This window comes from Paraburkholderia sp. J12 (assembly GCF_905220215.1).
Classification (GTDB): Bacteria; Pseudomonadota; Gammaproteobacteria; order Burkholderiales; family Burkholderiaceae; genus Paraburkholderia.
In genome coordinates, this window is record NZ_CAJMZC010000010.1 from 53,793 (window position 1) to 69,719 (window position 15,927).

A 15,927-nucleotide genomic window follows, 5' to 3' on the forward strand; every position below is an offset into this window, starting at 1 on the left:
ATGATCGAAACGTGGCTTGCGATTGTTGTCATTGCCCCCGTCCTGTCCGCTGCGGTTTCAGGCGCCAGCCAGCATGGGCGAGTTGCGGAGTACGCCAATCTTGTGGCGGCGGTCGTCTGCCTCTTCGCTTCCTTGTGGCTTGTCGTCCACGTCGACGGCCCCCGAACGTTTATCAACGACTACGTGCTGTTCGATGCGCTTGGCGCATGGACTCTCGTCTGTACCTGCATTGTCTATTGTCTTGCGTCGATCTACGCCGTGGGTTACATGCGCCTGCTTCGGGACGAGGAAGCGCGCCTGCCCAGCTTTTACGCGTTGTTTTCCCTGTTCGCGGCAACGATGATCTGCGGCCCGTTGATGAACAACATCGGTGTCTACTGGATCGCCATCGAACTGACGACGCTGGTGAGCACGTTCCTTGTGGGTTTCGAGCACGGACAGGAGGCGATTGAGGCGGCCTGGAAATATATCATTGTGGTGTCGGCCGGCATCAGTCTCGCACTTCTCGGGACGGTCCTCTTCTACTGGGCTGGAAGTCTCGTTCTGGGGCCTACCTACGACATTACCTGGGAGACCCTGCGTCACGCGGCCCCACGAATGAGTCCGGCGCTGACGCAAACGGCCTTTTTGCTCGTGCTGGTCGGATACGGCACGAAAGCGGGACTCGCGCCCATGCATACGTGGCTGCCCGACGCCCACAGCGAAGGTCCTGCGCCGGTATCGGCCATGCTTTCCGGCGCACTCCTGAACACGGCGATGCTCGGCGTCGCCCGCTTTCTGACGGTCACCGATGCAGCGAGCAGATCCCCTTTGCCGCGTACGGTCCTTGTCGCTTTTGGTGCATTCTCACTCTTTGTCGCTGCACTTTTTATTGTGAAGCAACAGGGCATCAAGCGGCTCATGGCCTACTCCAGTGTCGAGCATATGGGCGTACTTGCACTAGGGCTTGGATTTGGTGGGCCGTTGGCCATTGCCGCCGTGCTGTACCACATGCTCAACCATTCCCTTAACAAATCGCTCATGTTTTTTGGAGCAGGGAACGTAATGCGTGTCTATGGCACGAAGGATATCGATGCGATTCGCGGGGTGTGGTCGCGCTTTCCTGTGACCGGCGCATTGTGGATTGCAGGGGCGGTCGCAATTACCGGGGCACCGCCATTCGGACTCTTCCTGAGCGAGCTGACGCTCATGCGAGCAGGGTTCGCCACGGCGAACGCCTGGGCAGTCATCGTGTTGCTGCTGCTCCTGATCGTAATCTTCATTGGTTTTCTGAATCACTTCAGGACCATGTACTTCGACAACCAGACACCGGTCAGCGCACCAGCACCGGTTGCGAATGGCGTCAACGTCAGCGCGTGGATGACGTTGCCGATGTGGATGGCACTACTGCCTGTGTTCGTGCTTGGAATCTGGTGGCCCCAGCAATTGTGGCGTTTCTTCGAGATCGTTGCAGGGGATCTCGGCGGAGGCATGCGATGAACAACTGTGAGTACGCACCGGTCGCGCCAGACGAACTTGCCGCTCGCGCGCAGAGAATACTTGCGGCAGGAGGGCGATTTCAGGGTATGTATGCATGGTACCCGTCTGCGTTGAACGCCGAACTTCGATATGTCTACACCGTGCCCGGTCAGGAGCGATTCACTGGCTGGCGCGTGAACGTGAACGGAAACCCCGTGCCCAGTCTCGCAGCGATCTGTCCGCTGCTCGGCTGGCACGAGCGCGAAATCATGGAAATGAGTGGTGTTGCGTTTTCTGGTCACCCGGAGCCCGAGCGGTTGGTCACGGCGTTTCTGCCGCGCGAGGACCGGGGTCCTCTCGAGCCCGTTGCTGCAACCGGGGAGAGCATCGCGGCGCACCTGGCAGCGCCATCCCTACCGGCGGTATCGGGCAAGCATGTGCAGTTGCTGCCGTTCGGCCCGGTTCGGGCTGACGTGCTCGAATCGGCACAGTTCATCTTCTACTACCTGGGTGAAGGCATTCTTTACTATCACCCAAACCTGTTTCTGAAGCACCGCGGCATGGAGAAGCAATTTGAAGGCATGGACGCCGACTCGGCCACGTTGCTCGCAGAACGGGTAACCGGTATTGACAGCGTTGCTCACGCGATTGCCTACGTCCAGGCGATCGAGGACGCTGCCAACTGTGAGGTGTCAGCACGCGCCAGGTGGATCCGGCTCATCGCGGCCGAGCTTGAGCGTATCTACAATCATCTTCATTATCTTGGCCATCTTTGCCATACGACGACCCTGAAGGTCGGCGAAGCGCAGGGAAAACTCCTTGAAGAGCGTGCCAAACAGATCAACGGCCGGGCAAGCGGCAGCCGGTTTCTGCGAAGCCTGATCTGGCCCGGTGGCGTTCGGCACGAGATCGACCTCAAGGCGATTACCGAAGGCTTGGGCGTATTGAAACCGCAGATCGAGCAGTACATCGGTTTGATCGAAAAGACCACCAGCCATCTGGACCGGCTGATTTCTACAGGACTCCTGAGCCGCAGACTTGCCTTCGATCAAGGGGCGACCGGCCCGATCGAGCGGGCTTCAGGTGTGGATCGCGATTTGAGGCGTGACCACCCCTACGCTGCTTACGCGACACTGCAACCGGAGGTTGCAGTTGCTCAGGACGGCGATGCGTTTGCCCGGATGCGGGTTCGCATCGCCGAGTTGCATGCAAGTGTCGCTCTTGTCGAAAAGGCCATTGCAGAGGGCTTGCCGCCAGGTCCCTTGCACGCCGCCTGCGCGCCAGGCCCGGGGACTGAAGGACTGGGCTGGTCAGAGTCGCCGCGCGGAACGATCCTTTATGCCGTCCATTTCGATGCGGATAGCCGGCTAACGCGGGTGAAGATCAAGTCGCCGTCGTTTGCGAACTGGCGTGTTTTTCCGTCAACTGTCCATGACAGCAACATGATGGACTATGCGATCAACGAGGCCAGTTTCGGCCTGACGGTTTCGGGCTGTGCCCGCTAGCCACCAGACGCTTTTCGAGGAAGGCACCCCATGTCACTCTGGACTTGGTTTGGACTCAAGGAAGGCTGCGCGAGCACGGACTGGCCGTTGAAGGGCGATGACGACGGGCAACCGGGCGTACTCGGTATGCCGCGCTACGATCCGGCGAAGTGCCAGCCGCAATGCGACGCATGCGCGCAGGCCTGCGTCACCCACGCGATCAGTTTCGGCGCCCCGCAGGGCGATGCGGCGAAACCGGAAGTCGACTGGGGACGTTGCATCGTGTGCCAGCGCTGCACGGAAGTCTGTCCCACCGGCGCCTTTGTCGAATCGACTGATTGGGCACTGGGTGTCAGCGAACGGCGCGATCTCAGACAGGGCGAGGCGGCGGCCGAACCCGCCGCCCGGAAGGCGACGGGGCGCACGCGTCGCCCCTTTGGTCGTAGCCTGCATATCCGGCACGTCGACGCCGGGTCGTGCAACGGCTGCGAGTCCGAGCTTCAGGCGTTGAACAACCCGTTCTACAACCTGCACCGCCTTGGCATTTTCTTTACGCCATCGCCGCGTTTCGCGGATGTCTTGCTGGTAACGGGACCGGTCACGAAGGCGATGCGTGGCCCGCTTCTTGAGACCTGGGAGGCGATGCCGGTCCCCCGATGGGTCATCGCGACGGGCACCTGCGCGGTGTCGGGTGGCGTTTCGGGTGGCAATTATGCGTGCGGGAACGGGCTTGACGGCGTCGTACCCGTCGACGTTTATCTTCCGGGCTGTCCGCCCAATCCTGCCGCGCTCATTCATGCGCTGCTGCTGATCGTCGGGCGCGCCGAACAGCGAATGAGAGGAGGGCGCATTGAACGCTAACCAGCTTTTCGCGCTTGCGGTCGCGGCCTGGATCGCGGCCGCGCTGCTGTCTCCTGTGCGCCCCGTGCATGCGGTCGTGCGCGCACTGCTGGGTCTGGGTTGCCTGATTGGGATGCTCGCATGTCTCGTCGCGTTGCCGAGCGGGACGCCGTCCGTATCGTTGGGCATCTCGCTGGCGGCCCAGCCCGTCTCGTTCGTCGTCGAGCCGTCCGGCCTGTGGCTGCTCGGTTTCGGACTCGTGCCGGCGATCTTCGCCTGCTGGCTGGGTTCGCCGCTCGCGGGCAGGTCGGGACGCTGGTACGCTGGCGCGGCGTTCAGCCTGCTGGGCGCCCTCGGCGTCACGGGCCTGCAGGACGGGGCGTCGTTGCTGGTCGCCTGGGAAGTGATGAGCCTTGGCGGAGCGCTGATGTTGGCGGGAGAGCGCGCCGAAAAGGACGAGGCAAAGCCGGTTTTGCTGATGCTCGCGCTTCTGGAGGTCGGGGCCGTTGCCCTGGTCTTTGCGGTCATCCTGCTGGACCATGCAGCGGGGGGAATCGGCTTTGAACATTTCATCGCGGGCGCCGCGATTTCCGGCGACGTCGTGTCGTGGTTTGCGGGACTCGCGCTCCTCGTTGGCTTCGGCGCGAAGCTCGGCATGCTGCCGTTCTACGAGTGGTTTCCGCGCGCCTACTCGAGCGGCAGCGGGGCGACAGGTGCGCTCTTCTCCGGCGTCGTGCTCAATGCCGCGTATTTCGCGCTAAGCCGTGGATGGAACAGCTGGCTCGATGTCGAGGTCAGTGGCAATACCGCGTTCGGCCTCGGCGTGATCGCCATTGCGCTGGGCGTCATCAGCGCGATTCTGGCGGTACTCTTTGCGTTCCAGCAGGACGACTGGCGCGCGTTGCTGAGCTATTCGTCGGCGGAGAACGCGTCGATCGCAATCGTGATGCTGGGCGTGACGCAACTCTTTCGTGCTGACCATCTCGCGGATCTGGCAGGACTGGCATGGACGGTGGCGCTGCTCCACCTGGCGGGGCACGCGCTTGCCAAGGGCGCACTTTTCCTGACGGCCGACGGCGTTTTCCAGGCATCGGGCAATTACGATATCGTTCAGCACGGCTGGCTGAAGCGCAGTGGCTTTCTCCTCGGGCTGGGTGCCGTATTCGCGGTGATGAGCCTCGCCTCGGTTCCACCGCAGGCGGGTTTCGTCAGCGAATGGTACGTGTTCCAGTCTGTCTTTCAGGGCTTCCATCTATCTTCGTTCATTGGAAGGCTGGTGCTCGTGCTTGCCGGCGCCGGGCTCGCGCTCGCGGCAGCTGTTGCACTGGCAACATTCGTCAAGGTCTTCGGGCTGGGACTGCTCGGATTGCCGGACGTGGACGTTACGCCATTGATACCCCGGGCAACCGCGATGGCGGTTGGTATCCTCGGTCTTTGCGTCCTGTCGGTGGCAGTGGGGGCGCCGCTATGGCTCAATGCACTGGCGGTCGGCGCACAGGCGCTATTCAATGCCAACAGTCCGCATGCGATGGTGTCCGGCTGGCTGCTCGTTCCGTTGACGGACAAATTTGCGTTTATCTCCCCATCGAAGCTGATCATCGTCATGCCACTGCTCGCGATCGTGCCCAGTGTCCTGCTGTGGCTGACGAGGCGTCGCGGCGTGCGGCGTGTACCTGTGTGGTTTGGCGGAATGACAACGAACCCGCGGGATGCGATGACGACCGCCTTGACGTTTTCGAATGCAATGCGCACGTTCTACAGCTTTGTTTATCAGCCGACCATCAGTACCACGCGTGAGCACGAGCAGCGCGAGTACTTCATCAAGCGGCTAGTGTTTTCCGCGGGCGTGACCGATCTCTTCGAGCGGCATCTTTTCGACCCCGCAGTACGTATTGTCAGTTTTTGCGCAGAGAAGCTGCGCGCGCTGCAGTCCGGCAACCTGAACTTTTACCTGGCGTTGATCGGGGGGTTACTGATTGCCATCCTGTTTCTCACGCTCCTGTAGCGGTATGTCTCGTAGCCATCCTGCTGCATGCTCGATGGGTTCGCATGCCTCCCGTAATTACCGTCCTCTTTTTTTCGACCAATGATGGCTATCAGTTCCGGAATGAAGGAAGTCCTGGGGCATTTATTGGGGCGATCCATCACACCGGTGGCCCGTCAGTCGAAGGCGACACAACCGGCTGATCGACAAGGTTCACGATTCGTCGGGGATCGCTCCAGCACAGCGCCGGCGTGATCGATTTCGATAGCAAAGCCGGCGGCGGGGCGACTGGAGCACGGATGAGATAGACCGCCAGAATAGGTATGCGTTTTTCCTGAGAGGCCAGTCGTGGGGGATTGGTTATGCAGAGATACGGGGAGGCACTTGTGGATTGGGATTCAAAAAAGGAACGCTTGAAGGGGCAGGTGATGCTTACGGCCTACGCGTTGCTTGGTAATGAAATATTGGCATGGGTGCTGTCGTGTCTTGTGATGGTCCTGTATCCCGGCACGCAAAGATGGTGGTTCGTCGCCTTCGGCGCGCTTACCATGCCCGCCACCATGAGGTGGTTACGCTTCGATGCAAAGAAGGCCTACGAAACGGCTGCTTCCCGGCAATTTCTGGGTTTCGACGGCATACCTCCGCGGGTCATATCAATCGCGAACGACTGCCCAGGTCGCTGGCTCGTGCTGCTGCATATCCAGATGCATCCCGAACTGCGATGGCGCGAGCGCTAGTCAGCTTTCTGGTCCATTCCCGACGGAGGCCTTCATGAAGGGTATCGGCGCAAGCCTTGCAGCACAGCGCGCCATGCATTTTGTACTGCTCATCGGTATTCTCAGTTTTTTTGCTGACTTCACGTACGAAGGTGCGCGCGCTGTCCTCGGCCCGTGGCTCGCCTCCATGGATGCATCTGCGACAGTCATCGGTGTCATTGTCGGCTTCGGCGAACTCCTTGGTTATGGCTTGCGGGTCGTATCGGGCAAGCTGGCGGACGCATCGCGGCAATTCTGGCCAATCACGATCGTCGGCTACGTGGTCCAGATGAGCTCGGTTCCGCTGCTCGCACTGGTTCACAGCTGGCAGGCCGCCGCGGTGCTAATTGTGCTGGAGCGCACGGGCAAGGCCATCCGCAATCCGCCGCGCGACGTGATGCTTGCGAGCGCCGCGAAGCGTATCGGCGGATATGGCTGGGCCTTCGGGATTCATGAGGCGTTCGACCAGTTCGGCGCAATGGTCGGACCGCTTGTCGTCGCCGCCGTCATTGCGGTACATGGAAACTATCGACTCGCATTCGCCCTTCTGGCTATTCCGGCCATCATCAACCTTTGCTTCGTCGCGCTGGCGCGCATCTCGTTTCCTCACCCTCAGGATCTCGAACAAAGCGAAGCGCTCGCCGCCTCCGTCGACCGTTATCCTGTGGAGTACTGGGTCTATCTCACAGGTGCAGGTCTGGTCGCCGCCGGATTTGCCGACTACCCGCTAATCGCCTATCACTGGTCGGTTCATCACGTTATTCCGGCAGACTGGGTGCCGCTGCTTTACGCAATCGCCATGGCCGTTAGCGGCGGTGCGTCACTCCTGCTTGGGCGACTTTTTGACAGGTACGGATTTCCCGTACTGATCGCATTGACGGTTGCGGCGGCCGCTTTTGCGCCGCTCGTATTTCTTTCCGGCCGTGTCGAATACGCGGTTCTTGGCGCCGCGCTCTGGGGTATGGGCATGGGCGTGCACGAATCTATCATTCCTGCAGCCGTGGCGCCCATGGTCAGCAGGGCTCGACGCGCTTCGGCCTTTGGAATTTTCACGGCAGCCTACGGCATTTTCTGGTTCGTCGGCAGTGCGCTTATCGGCTGGATTTATGACCGGTCCATCACGAGTGCCGTATTGTTTTGCGTGATCTCCCAGCTCATGGCCCTACCGGTATTTGCATGGCTCATCCAGCGGAAGGCCGTTCAGCAGGATTCGCGAGCCGTTGACGGCTGAAGAGCCCGGCTTTGCTGCCTGAACTTGCCGATATAGGAGTCGGCGGTGTCAAGACCTCCGGGTCACGATGCAGGTTACGGCAAAGGGCCGCGGTCAGCCGACGTTCGATGACAGGGTCCGATGCGTAGATTAGCGCTTCTGCGAAGTGCTTGAGGCAAAGCCCCGAAGTAACCAGCATCACCTCTTCCCCGGCCGCGCGGGAAACCTTCCGGATCAACTGGGCAATGGCGCGACGGGCGGCGATCTCCTCCGTATCACAGCCGGGGCACGGCTCGTGCTGAGGCGCTCCGGATGCATGTGACGCGGACGCTGTGTTGTTTATCTCTGCGGCGCGAGTCGCCGCGTCAAACCATCGGACCTTGTTACGCCGACGCCGTTTTGTGGCAGACCCTTCACCTGAAGCGGGCGCTGGACGGCCGGGTAACGCCGCTTCGAGGTAGCGCTGAAGTGCTGCGCGCTGCAGATTTCCGTCTGCCTGCTCGAGGCAGCGCAGCAAGTGAGTGTGGCACGTCGGGAGCGTGATCCAGCCGGGTTGCTCGAGTCGCACGTTGTCTGCGGCTGCGGTAAGCCATTGTTCGTGCGCCACCCGGCTCGCCTCGCAGACGGGGCACGCGCAATCTGCCTGAGGACGTGGGACTTCGCTGCGCCCAAGCGGATAGATCAGCATCCTGACCATGGCCACGCGATCGTCTGCGCTCATCTCAGGTGAGGCGTCGAATGTGGTTAGTACGTCGCGCGCCCTCGTTCGCAGAAAACGTACAAGACGACTGCGCAGGGGCGGCTCCGCGCGCTGGGCAAGCAACTGCGTGTGCACGAAGCAAAGTTCCGGGCGCGGGGTCCGCCTGGCGCTATCGACGCTGCGCAGGACATGGGAGATTGCCCGTCCCTCGATGCGGTGAAAATACGCACATGCCGGACATCGTCCGCGAGCGTTGAAAAGAATATCCTGAAGCAACTCGTCCTGCAGGTCCGTTCGTTCAAGTAGTGAACCGAGGTGATGCCGGGCTTCGCTGACGATCGTCCCCAGTGCCCACGGCGCTTCACTGCACGGGGCTGCGACGAGGGCGGCATGCCCTGTGCAGAATCCCATGCTTGTCGCAATGGTCTGGGCGAGTGCTGTTCGAGCCCGCGCGTCGCGCATCAGACGTCCAAAGTATCGTCCGTCGGCATCGGCGAGCTGCGTGCAGATTGTGCAACCCGAATACGCAGCGCGATCAATAGGGTTCCTTCTTCCTGCGGTGCGTGTCTGCGTACCGAGGTCCGGGTTACCGGCAAGGGGGGCCTTACAGGCCAGGGACGATTGTGCAGAGGGCATGGCAGTCACGTTCAAGTTCTGCTGTGTACGTGACCTGGGAATGACGGCCGAAAGCCCACGGCGCCCCTCCCAGGGATCCGTAGGCATCATTAGCCGCGAAAGAAAAACGCAGCGGTTCGAGGGAGGATGCCATCTCCTCAAGCGCAGTCTATCGCATCTCGAAGTCGCCCTGCAACGCGAGGCGCAAAAGCGTGACGCCCAGCGCGCAAGGGCGCGCAAACCGGTTGCGGCCCGCTGGAAGCGGCGATAAACTTTGAAAATACTGGTGGAGATGGCATTCTCCCTGACCGCCCGCCCGGGCTGATGATGCCTGCTGGCCTGTTCGAAGGCGGCACTGGCACGACCACCAGTTCCCTTTCGGCCAGATTGTGTCTTAAGCACGTGGGCCGTATCGATGTCCAGACCCGGGAAGTGCACGCGAGCCTTTGGCCACTCCCTGACGGCTGCTATCTCTTCTTTTTCCGGTTCTTCCATTGCGACGGTCGCGCAAAACCCTGCGAGGCAAGCCGTATGGAACTCGACGTTCAGCCCATCGAAGTCTGGGAGGCAAACATTGCGGACCAACCTGGCGGCCTGGCGCATGCACTCGAGGCGCTCGATGACGCCGGGGTGGACATCCAGTTCATTGTGGCGAGGCGAGGACAGGCTCCGTCGGGGCGTGGCCAGGTACTCGTGACACCTCTTCGTGGCGATCACCAGATCGCTGCGGCAGCGCATGCCGGCTTTCATATTCCAGAGCACATTTACGCGATACGTGTCTGCGGGCATAGCCGTACGGGCCTCGTTACAGGGCTTCCAGGCATGATCGCCGGACTCGGAATCAATCTGCATGGCTACACCGCATCGACGGTCGGTCGCGAATTCGTGGCGTATATCGCTGCGGACTCCGAGTCCGACATCGACAGGGTCGTTCAGGCTTTGCGCCAGCTGTAAGCGGGCATAGTGTCCTTTGTGATTGGGAAACGGAGGCGGATCGATGGACCTGCGTGAATACGAGAACGCGAAGTTTGAGCTCGCCGGTATGTTGCGAGTCTTGTCCGAAGCTGCAAAGGACAAGGGTGATCTTGCAGGCGAAATGATTCGGGATCTCTTTGTCCGGCTCGCGGAAGATCGCTTCAATCTTGCTGTTGTCGGCCGCTTTGGGCGCGGGAAGAGTTCGTTGATGAATGCACTGATCGGTGTCGAGCGTCTGCCAACCGGTATTTTGCCTCTCACCTCAGTGATAACGACCATTGTCTATGGCAGTACTGAGAAAGTCGTCATTCACTATGAAGGGCGGCACCTTTCAACGGAAATTGCACTGGAAGCGCTCCCTGAGTTCATTACACAGCGGGCAAATCCGGGCAACGCAAGGGGCGTAAGGACTGCTGAGGTGCAGCTGCCAGCGGAAATACTGCGCCGCGGGTTTCATTTTATCGACACCCCCGGGTTGGGTTCTGCTATTCCAGAGAATACGCGTACGACCGAATCGTTTCTTCCGGAAGCTGATGCGATGCTTGTTGTCACCAGCTACGACAGCCCGCTTTCCGAGGAAGAGTTAGCCGTTCTTCGGTTGGCAGCCCGCTATGACCGCCATGTCTTCATGGTTTTGAACAAGCAGGATACCGTCTCGCAAGCGCAGCGGGAGGAGGGCCAGTCATATGTCCATGATCAGTTGCGGCGCGTGCTGGGACCCGGTGCCTCACCGCCTTTCTCCGTTTCCGCAAGAGATGGTCTGGCGGCGAAGCTTCGGGGTGATCCGGAAACCTTGCGGGACAGCGGCGTTGCCAGTCTTGAGGAGGCCCTGGTCAGCTTTCTCGTGGAGGGAAAGCGTCACGCATTTCTCGCGAGCTTCTGTGAGCGCGTGCTCGACGTCACCCGACTTGATCCCTCGAATTCGGCCTTTGCTGCCGTCGCCCTCGAGGTGCAGGCATTTCTGCGTCGGCTCGAAGGGGAAAGGGGTACTGCTCATCACCCGCGCCCACGCCTCGCGTCATCAGGTGCCGATGTGGGTTCGCTACACGAGCTCGAGCCGTGCGAAATCTGCCAGTGCATCCAGTCGGTCAGTTTCGATTTTCTATGTCGTTACCAGTACGAACTGAGCGTCAGCGTACGATCTCAGGATCGGCACGCGCAGGAGAAGGGGCTTTGTGTCACGCATACCAGACAACTCGCGGCACTTGCATCGCCGCGTGGCGTTGCAGTTGGCTACCCGGCGCTCCTGGAGGCTCTGTCTGCGACGTTGGAGAGCGCAGCGCGCGTGGCGTCGACGGGTGTAAAGAACGTCCTTGACCGACGGGACGTATTACCCGATACGCACGCCTGCGCCTTGTGTCGACTGTGCATGGACACGTTGCACGAGGCGGTTGCCGATATCGCGAGCCGATTGCAGTCGCACGCGGGGCACCCTGCTGAACCATTGTCCGGTATTTGCATGTTGCATTTGCCTCCACTCGTTGCGGCACTCGAGGACGCACAATTGACCGAGAAGGTACTAACCCGCGAAGCTGCGATACTGTCGAGGCTTGCCGACGATCTGAGACGATACGCAACGAAACACGACGCGATACGTCGACAGCTTGCCAGCGCTGAGGAAACCGAAGCAGCAGAAAGAACGCTCAAGTTGATCGCCGGGCTCGTCAATGTTCACGTGCCGTGGGCCGACGAGTAGGCACGCGGCATCCTCACGGAGGGACAAGCGATGTCGTCAGCTGGCCGCATGCGCCTCATGGGTCGTTCGACCGTACTCGGAATCTCGTTGTGCACGACCGAAATAATGGCGCTCATCGTCGGGGGAGTCATGCGGCTTCTCTCGTACGCGGTCTCTCCCGTGCTTTATGGTGCGTTCGGCGGAGTGACAGCCGTGCTGATCGCGGACTGGATAGTCCGTGATGCAGCACAGGCGTTCTCCTGGGCCGACGGACACGGGTTTCTGATGCGCGAGGCAGAGTCGTCACGCGTTATGGCAGTCCGTGAAAACTGCCCCAGAATCTGGCTTGTCACGCTTCACATCCTGCTGCATCCGGAGATCATGGGGGTGAACTGATCCGTATGCAGCGATCCCGGCGAAAGCTACCGGGTGGTATCTTTCTCGAGCTGGAGCCTGAGGCGCGCTGTGATCCGTCTGGACGACCGTGCCCATATTCGAAGGGACGGTCGTCAGCTTCTGTGATGCGAGTGACTCGATACGACCAGCAAGGAACCGTGTAGTCGATCGGCATGCCCGGACCAGCGCGACCCGACGGACTTATCTGCGCCTAAGCTGGGAGATGTCACGAACGGCGCCGCGGTCGGCGGACGTGGCCAGCGCGGCGTAGGCCTGCAATGCCTGAGAGACGCGGCGCTTGCGATTCTCCGGCGTCCATGCCTTCTCACCTCGCGCCTCCATGGCCTCGCGACGGCGTGCCAGTTCCTCGTCCGATACCGCCAGATGTATGCGACGTTCGGGGATGTTGATCTCCACAGGGTCGCCATCTTCAACCAGTCCTATCGTGCCACCTTCGGCGGCCTCCGGCGATGCGTGCCCGATGACAAGGCCAGAAGATCCGCCAGAGAATCGCCCATCGGTGAAAAGCGCGCAGGTTTTGCCTAGCCCACGCGATTTCAGATAGGAAGTGGGGTAGAGCATCTCCTGCATGCCCGGGCCGCCTTTGGGGCCTTCATAGCGGATGACAACCACATCGCCGGGCCTCACCTTGTCGCCCAGAATAGCGGCGACGGCGTCGTCCTGGTTTTCGAATACCCGTGCGCGGCCCGTAAAGCTCCATTGCGACGGATCAACTCCCGCGGTCTTGACGATGCACCCCCTCTCCGCCAGGTTGCCATATAGCACGGCGAGTCCACCGTCTTTCGAATAGGCGTTGTGCGCGCTGCGGATACACCCCCCCTTGCGATCGATATCGAGCGAATCGAATGTGGCCTCCTGACTGAATGCGATCGTCGTCGGAATACCACCCGGTGCCGCGCGGAAAAATGTCTGTGCTTCGTCGGTCGCGTCGCCAGCCACATCCCATTTCGCGATCGCGTTCGCCAGCGTGTCACTATGGACGGTGCGGCACGAGAGATCCAGCAGACCGGCACACGCAAGCTCTCCGAGAATGCCGATGATGCCACCTGCGCGGTGTACGTCCTCGATGTGAAAACTGCTCGACGGCGCGACTTTGCAAAGACAGGGCACTTTGCGCGAAATACGGTCGATGTCCGACATCGTAAAATCGACGCCACCTTCCTCTGCGGCAGCCAGGAGGTGCAGGACGGTATTGGTCGAACCACCCATGGCGACGTCCAGCGTCATGGCGTTCTCGAAAGCCTGCTTGCTTGCAATGCTGCGAGGCAGGACGGTAGTGTCGTTGCGCTGATAGTAGCGCTGGCACAAATCGACTACCAGTCGACCCGCCTGCTCGAACAACCCCTTGCGCCACGCATGGGTTGCGACAATGGTGCCGTTTCCCGGTAACGCGAGGCCAATCGCCTCGGTGAGGCAATTCATCGAATTCGCGGTGAACATGCCCGAGCACGAGCCACATGTGGGGCACGCGCTGCGTTCGATTTCGGCCACTTCGGCATCACTGACCTTGGGGTCGGCTGCCTTGACCATGGCGTCGATCAGGTCGATTTTCGCAACGACGTTGCCATCCGATTGCGATACGAACTTGCCGGCCTCCATGGGACCGCCCGAGACAAACACGGTGGGGATATTCAGGCGCAGCGTGGCCATCAGCATTCCCGGGGTGATCTTGTCGCAATTGGAAATGCACACCATACCGTCCGCGCAATGCGCGTTCACCATATATTCCACGGAATCGGCAATCAATTCTCGCGAAGGCAACGAATACAACATGCCGTCGTGACCCATGGCAATGCCGTCGTCCACGGCAATCGTGTTGAACTCCTTTGCCACGCCGCCGGCCGCTTCTATCTCTCTGGCGACCAGGGCGCCCAGATCGCGCAGGTGAACATGCCCGGGTACGAACTGGGTGAAGGAGTTCACCACGGCAATGATGGGCTTGCCAAAGTCTCCATCTTTCATGCCGGTAGCGCGCCACAGTGCGCGGGCACCGGCCATGTTTCGACCGTGCGTCGAGGTTCGTGAGCGATATTCAGGCATTTTTCTTCTCCGGTATTGATTTTATCGAAGTGTGTGGGGACAGCAGTGATTTCAGGTCGGAAAATGTATCATTCGACCGTAGTCGGGCGTGGACACGGAGGCACTATGAACAACTTGGCGAGATCCGATTCATCGTTCTCCTGACAGAATGCGTCATGTCGGGCAGTATCGGGAGCGATACGGGCCTGCCGGTCGACGATATGCTGTGGTATTGATCATGTGCCGGGACGTCCTGTTGGCCGTTGGTATCCCCCCGTGATGCCGTTGCGTGTGAAAATCCACTGCCAGAGCTGGGCTTCACGCGCACGAAACAGTCCAGCGCACGAGAGGAGGTAGTAACGCCACATTCGATAGAAACGCGGCCCGAGCTGGGACTCAAAGCGCGGCCACGCCGATTCGAAATTGGCATGCCACGACATCAAGGTCCGGTCGTAGTCTGCTCCAAAATTGTGGAGATCCTCCGCCACGAAGAGGCCGGCGGCCGCATCCGCGATTTGACCAATTGCGGGAAGCTCCCCGTTCGGAAAAATATAGCGATCGATCCACGGATCCGGTGCGGTGTCGCGGCGATTCTTGCCGATGGTATGGAGCAGAAAAATACCGTCCTCGACAAGGCAGCGATGAGCCACTTCCATATAGGTGCGATAGTTCTTTGGCCCGACATGCTCGAACATCCCGATGCTCGCTATTCTGTCGAAGGGTTCGTCGACCGTACGGTAGTCCTGGAGCCTGAACTCGAGCGGGAGTCCTCGATAACGCTGTGTCGCCCACTGCGCCTGCTCTTTCGAGATCGTGACACCCACGCATGTCACGCCGTAGTACTCCGCCGCGAAACCCATCAGGCTCCCCCAGCCGCAGCCAATATCGAGCAGTCTCATACCAGGTTTGAGCTGGAGCTTGCGGCATATCAGGTCCAGTTTGTCCTCCTGCGCACTGTCGAGAGACCGCGCGCCGGTAGACCAGTACGCACACGTGTAGGTCATCCTGCGATCGAGCATAGCGGCGTAGAACGCATTGCCGATATCGTAGTGCTGCTCGCCGACGCGCCAGGCTCGACGTGAAGTCTGCCGATTCGTCATTCGCGCGCGCAGGGCGTGTAGAACCAGTCGACCGGGTCGAACCTGTTCGTCCAGGCGCGCGCGAAGCACGCGCGCGAAGAACTGGTCAAGATGGTCGCACTCCCATCTGCCGTCCATGTAGGCCTCGCCAAGACCGAGGCTTCCACGGGCAAGAACCTCCTTGGGTACGTCGCTGTCGTTCAAACGAATGTCCCACGGACGGTTACCGCCTATTTGAACGTCGGCTCGCGCCAGCAGATCTTTTAGAAGGCGGAGTGTGGCGTCGTCGTTATCGGGTCTGTGTCCAGTCCGCGTTTCGATACTGGCTTCTGACATTCATAGTCTCCTTCGTTGCTGCGGCTTCAACGATCAGTCGTGCGGTGTTCGCTCCGCGACAGGCGGTCTGAAGCGGACAGCGGGACAAACAGGCTCACGGACAGGCGTGGAAGACAGATGTGCGCGTGGCACGCATCGCGGCAGCTACTGTGCTGCCCGCGGCGTAGGGATGACCAGGGAAGGGTGCGGTGTCGGCTGCCTGATAAGGCGCAGCAAGGGCGATGGGCATGTTTTCCAGAATCTGAGGTTACGTCAGTCCTGGGAGCGCCGAGGGATATGCGGCCTACGTCCTCCTGCTCTCAGGAATCTGTAGGCATCATCAGCCGGACGACCGGCGGTTATTTGGAGGAATGCCATCTCCAGTGGTTCATATTCTAGGG

General features: G+C 60.5%; 12 protein-coding genes and 3 riboswitches. Of the genes, 10 read left to right on the top strand and 2 right to left on the bottom strand.

What is annotated here, in order from left to right; all coding sequences use genetic code 11:
- The 9 genes from U5760_RS20705 to U5760_RS20745 all read left to right on the top strand — a co-directional run bounded on the left by U5760_RS20705 (nucleotide 1) and on the right by U5760_RS20745 (nucleotide 12,092).
- Nucleotides 1-1,479: a proton-conducting transporter membrane subunit gene (locus tag U5760_RS20705; RefSeq protein ID WP_322014161.1), complete on the top strand. Its 1,479-nt coding sequence runs from the start codon at nucleotides 1-3 to the stop codon at nucleotides 1,477-1,479.
- On the top strand, nucleotides 1,476-2,963 hold the full coding sequence (locus U5760_RS20710; protein WP_322014162.1) for an NADH-quinone oxidoreductase subunit C: 1,488 nt from the start codon (nucleotides 1,476-1,478) through the stop codon (nucleotides 2,961-2,963). Before U5760_RS20705 ends, U5760_RS20710 begins: the two co-directional genes overlap by 4 nt.
- 30 nt (nucleotides 2,964-2,993) lie before the next feature.
- Entirely contained in the window at nucleotides 2,994-3,803 is an 810-nt protein-coding gene (gene nuoB, locus U5760_RS20715; RefSeq protein ID WP_322014163.1) for an NADH-quinone oxidoreductase subunit NuoB, read from the top strand.
- Entirely contained in the window at nucleotides 3,793-5,787 is a 1,995-nt protein-coding gene (locus U5760_RS20720; RefSeq protein ID WP_322014164.1) for a proton-conducting transporter membrane subunit, read from the top strand. The genes nuoB and U5760_RS20720 overlap by 11 nt, the downstream gene beginning before the upstream one ends.
- Before the next feature lie 365 nt (nucleotides 5,788-6,152).
- A complete protein-coding gene (locus U5760_RS20725; RefSeq protein ID WP_322014165.1) occupies nucleotides 6,153-6,503 on the top strand; it encodes a hypothetical protein in 351 nt (116 codons plus the stop codon).
- Between the two features lie 34 nt (nucleotides 6,504-6,537).
- Nucleotides 6,538-7,752: an MFS transporter gene (locus U5760_RS20730; protein ID WP_322014166.1), complete on the top strand. Its 1,215-nt coding sequence runs from the start codon at nucleotides 6,538-6,540 to the stop codon at nucleotides 7,750-7,752.
- Nucleotides 7,753-9,140: 1,388 nt separating this feature from the next.
- A riboswitch (Fluoride riboswitch) is annotated at nucleotides 9,141-9,213 on the bottom strand.
- A gap of 112 nt (nucleotides 9,214-9,325) precedes the next feature.
- A riboswitch (Fluoride riboswitch) is annotated at nucleotides 9,326-9,387 on the top strand.
- 190 nt (nucleotides 9,388-9,577) lie between these two features.
- Complete coding sequence (locus U5760_RS20735) at nucleotides 9,578-10,000, top strand: amino acid-binding protein (RefSeq protein WP_322014167.1); 423 nt, start codon at nucleotides 9,578-9,580, stop codon at nucleotides 9,998-10,000.
- A gap of 43 nt (nucleotides 10,001-10,043) precedes the next feature.
- Nucleotides 10,044-11,717 (top strand): dynamin family protein, encoded by a 1,674-nt coding sequence (locus U5760_RS20740; protein ID WP_322014168.1) that lies wholly within the window; start codon nucleotides 10,044-10,046, stop codon nucleotides 11,715-11,717.
- Nucleotides 11,718-11,822: 105 nt separating this feature from the next.
- Entirely contained in the window at nucleotides 11,823-12,092 is a 270-nt protein-coding gene (locus U5760_RS20745; protein ID WP_322014169.1) for a hypothetical protein, read from the top strand.
- Nucleotides 12,093-12,293: 201 nt separating this feature from the next.
- Here the strand turns inward: U5760_RS20745 and ilvD are convergent, their stop codons facing one another.
- Nucleotides 12,294-14,153, bottom strand: a complete 1,860-nt coding sequence (gene ilvD, locus U5760_RS20750) for a dihydroxy-acid dehydratase (RefSeq protein WP_322014170.1) — start codon at nucleotides 14,151-14,153, stop codon at nucleotides 12,294-12,296.
- Here ilvD and U5760_RS20755 point away from each other — a divergent pair.
- Nucleotides 14,135-14,368, top strand: coding sequence for a hypothetical protein (locus tag U5760_RS20755; RefSeq protein ID WP_322014372.1), 234 nt, complete (start codon nucleotides 14,135-14,137; stop codon nucleotides 14,366-14,368). The genes ilvD and U5760_RS20755 overlap by 19 nt on opposite strands.
- Here U5760_RS20755 and cfa read toward each other — a convergent pair whose 3' ends face one another.
- The gene (gene cfa, locus U5760_RS20760; RefSeq protein ID WP_322014171.1) at nucleotides 14,369-15,547 is read right to left on the bottom strand and encodes a cyclopropane fatty acyl phospholipid synthase; all 1,179 of its coding nucleotides are present in this window, start codon (nucleotides 15,545-15,547) and stop codon (nucleotides 14,369-14,371) included.
- Nucleotides 15,548-15,850: 303 nt separating this feature from the next.
- A riboswitch (Fluoride riboswitch) is annotated at nucleotides 15,851-15,917 on the bottom strand.
- Between the last annotated feature and the right edge of the window lie 10 nt (nucleotides 15,918-15,927).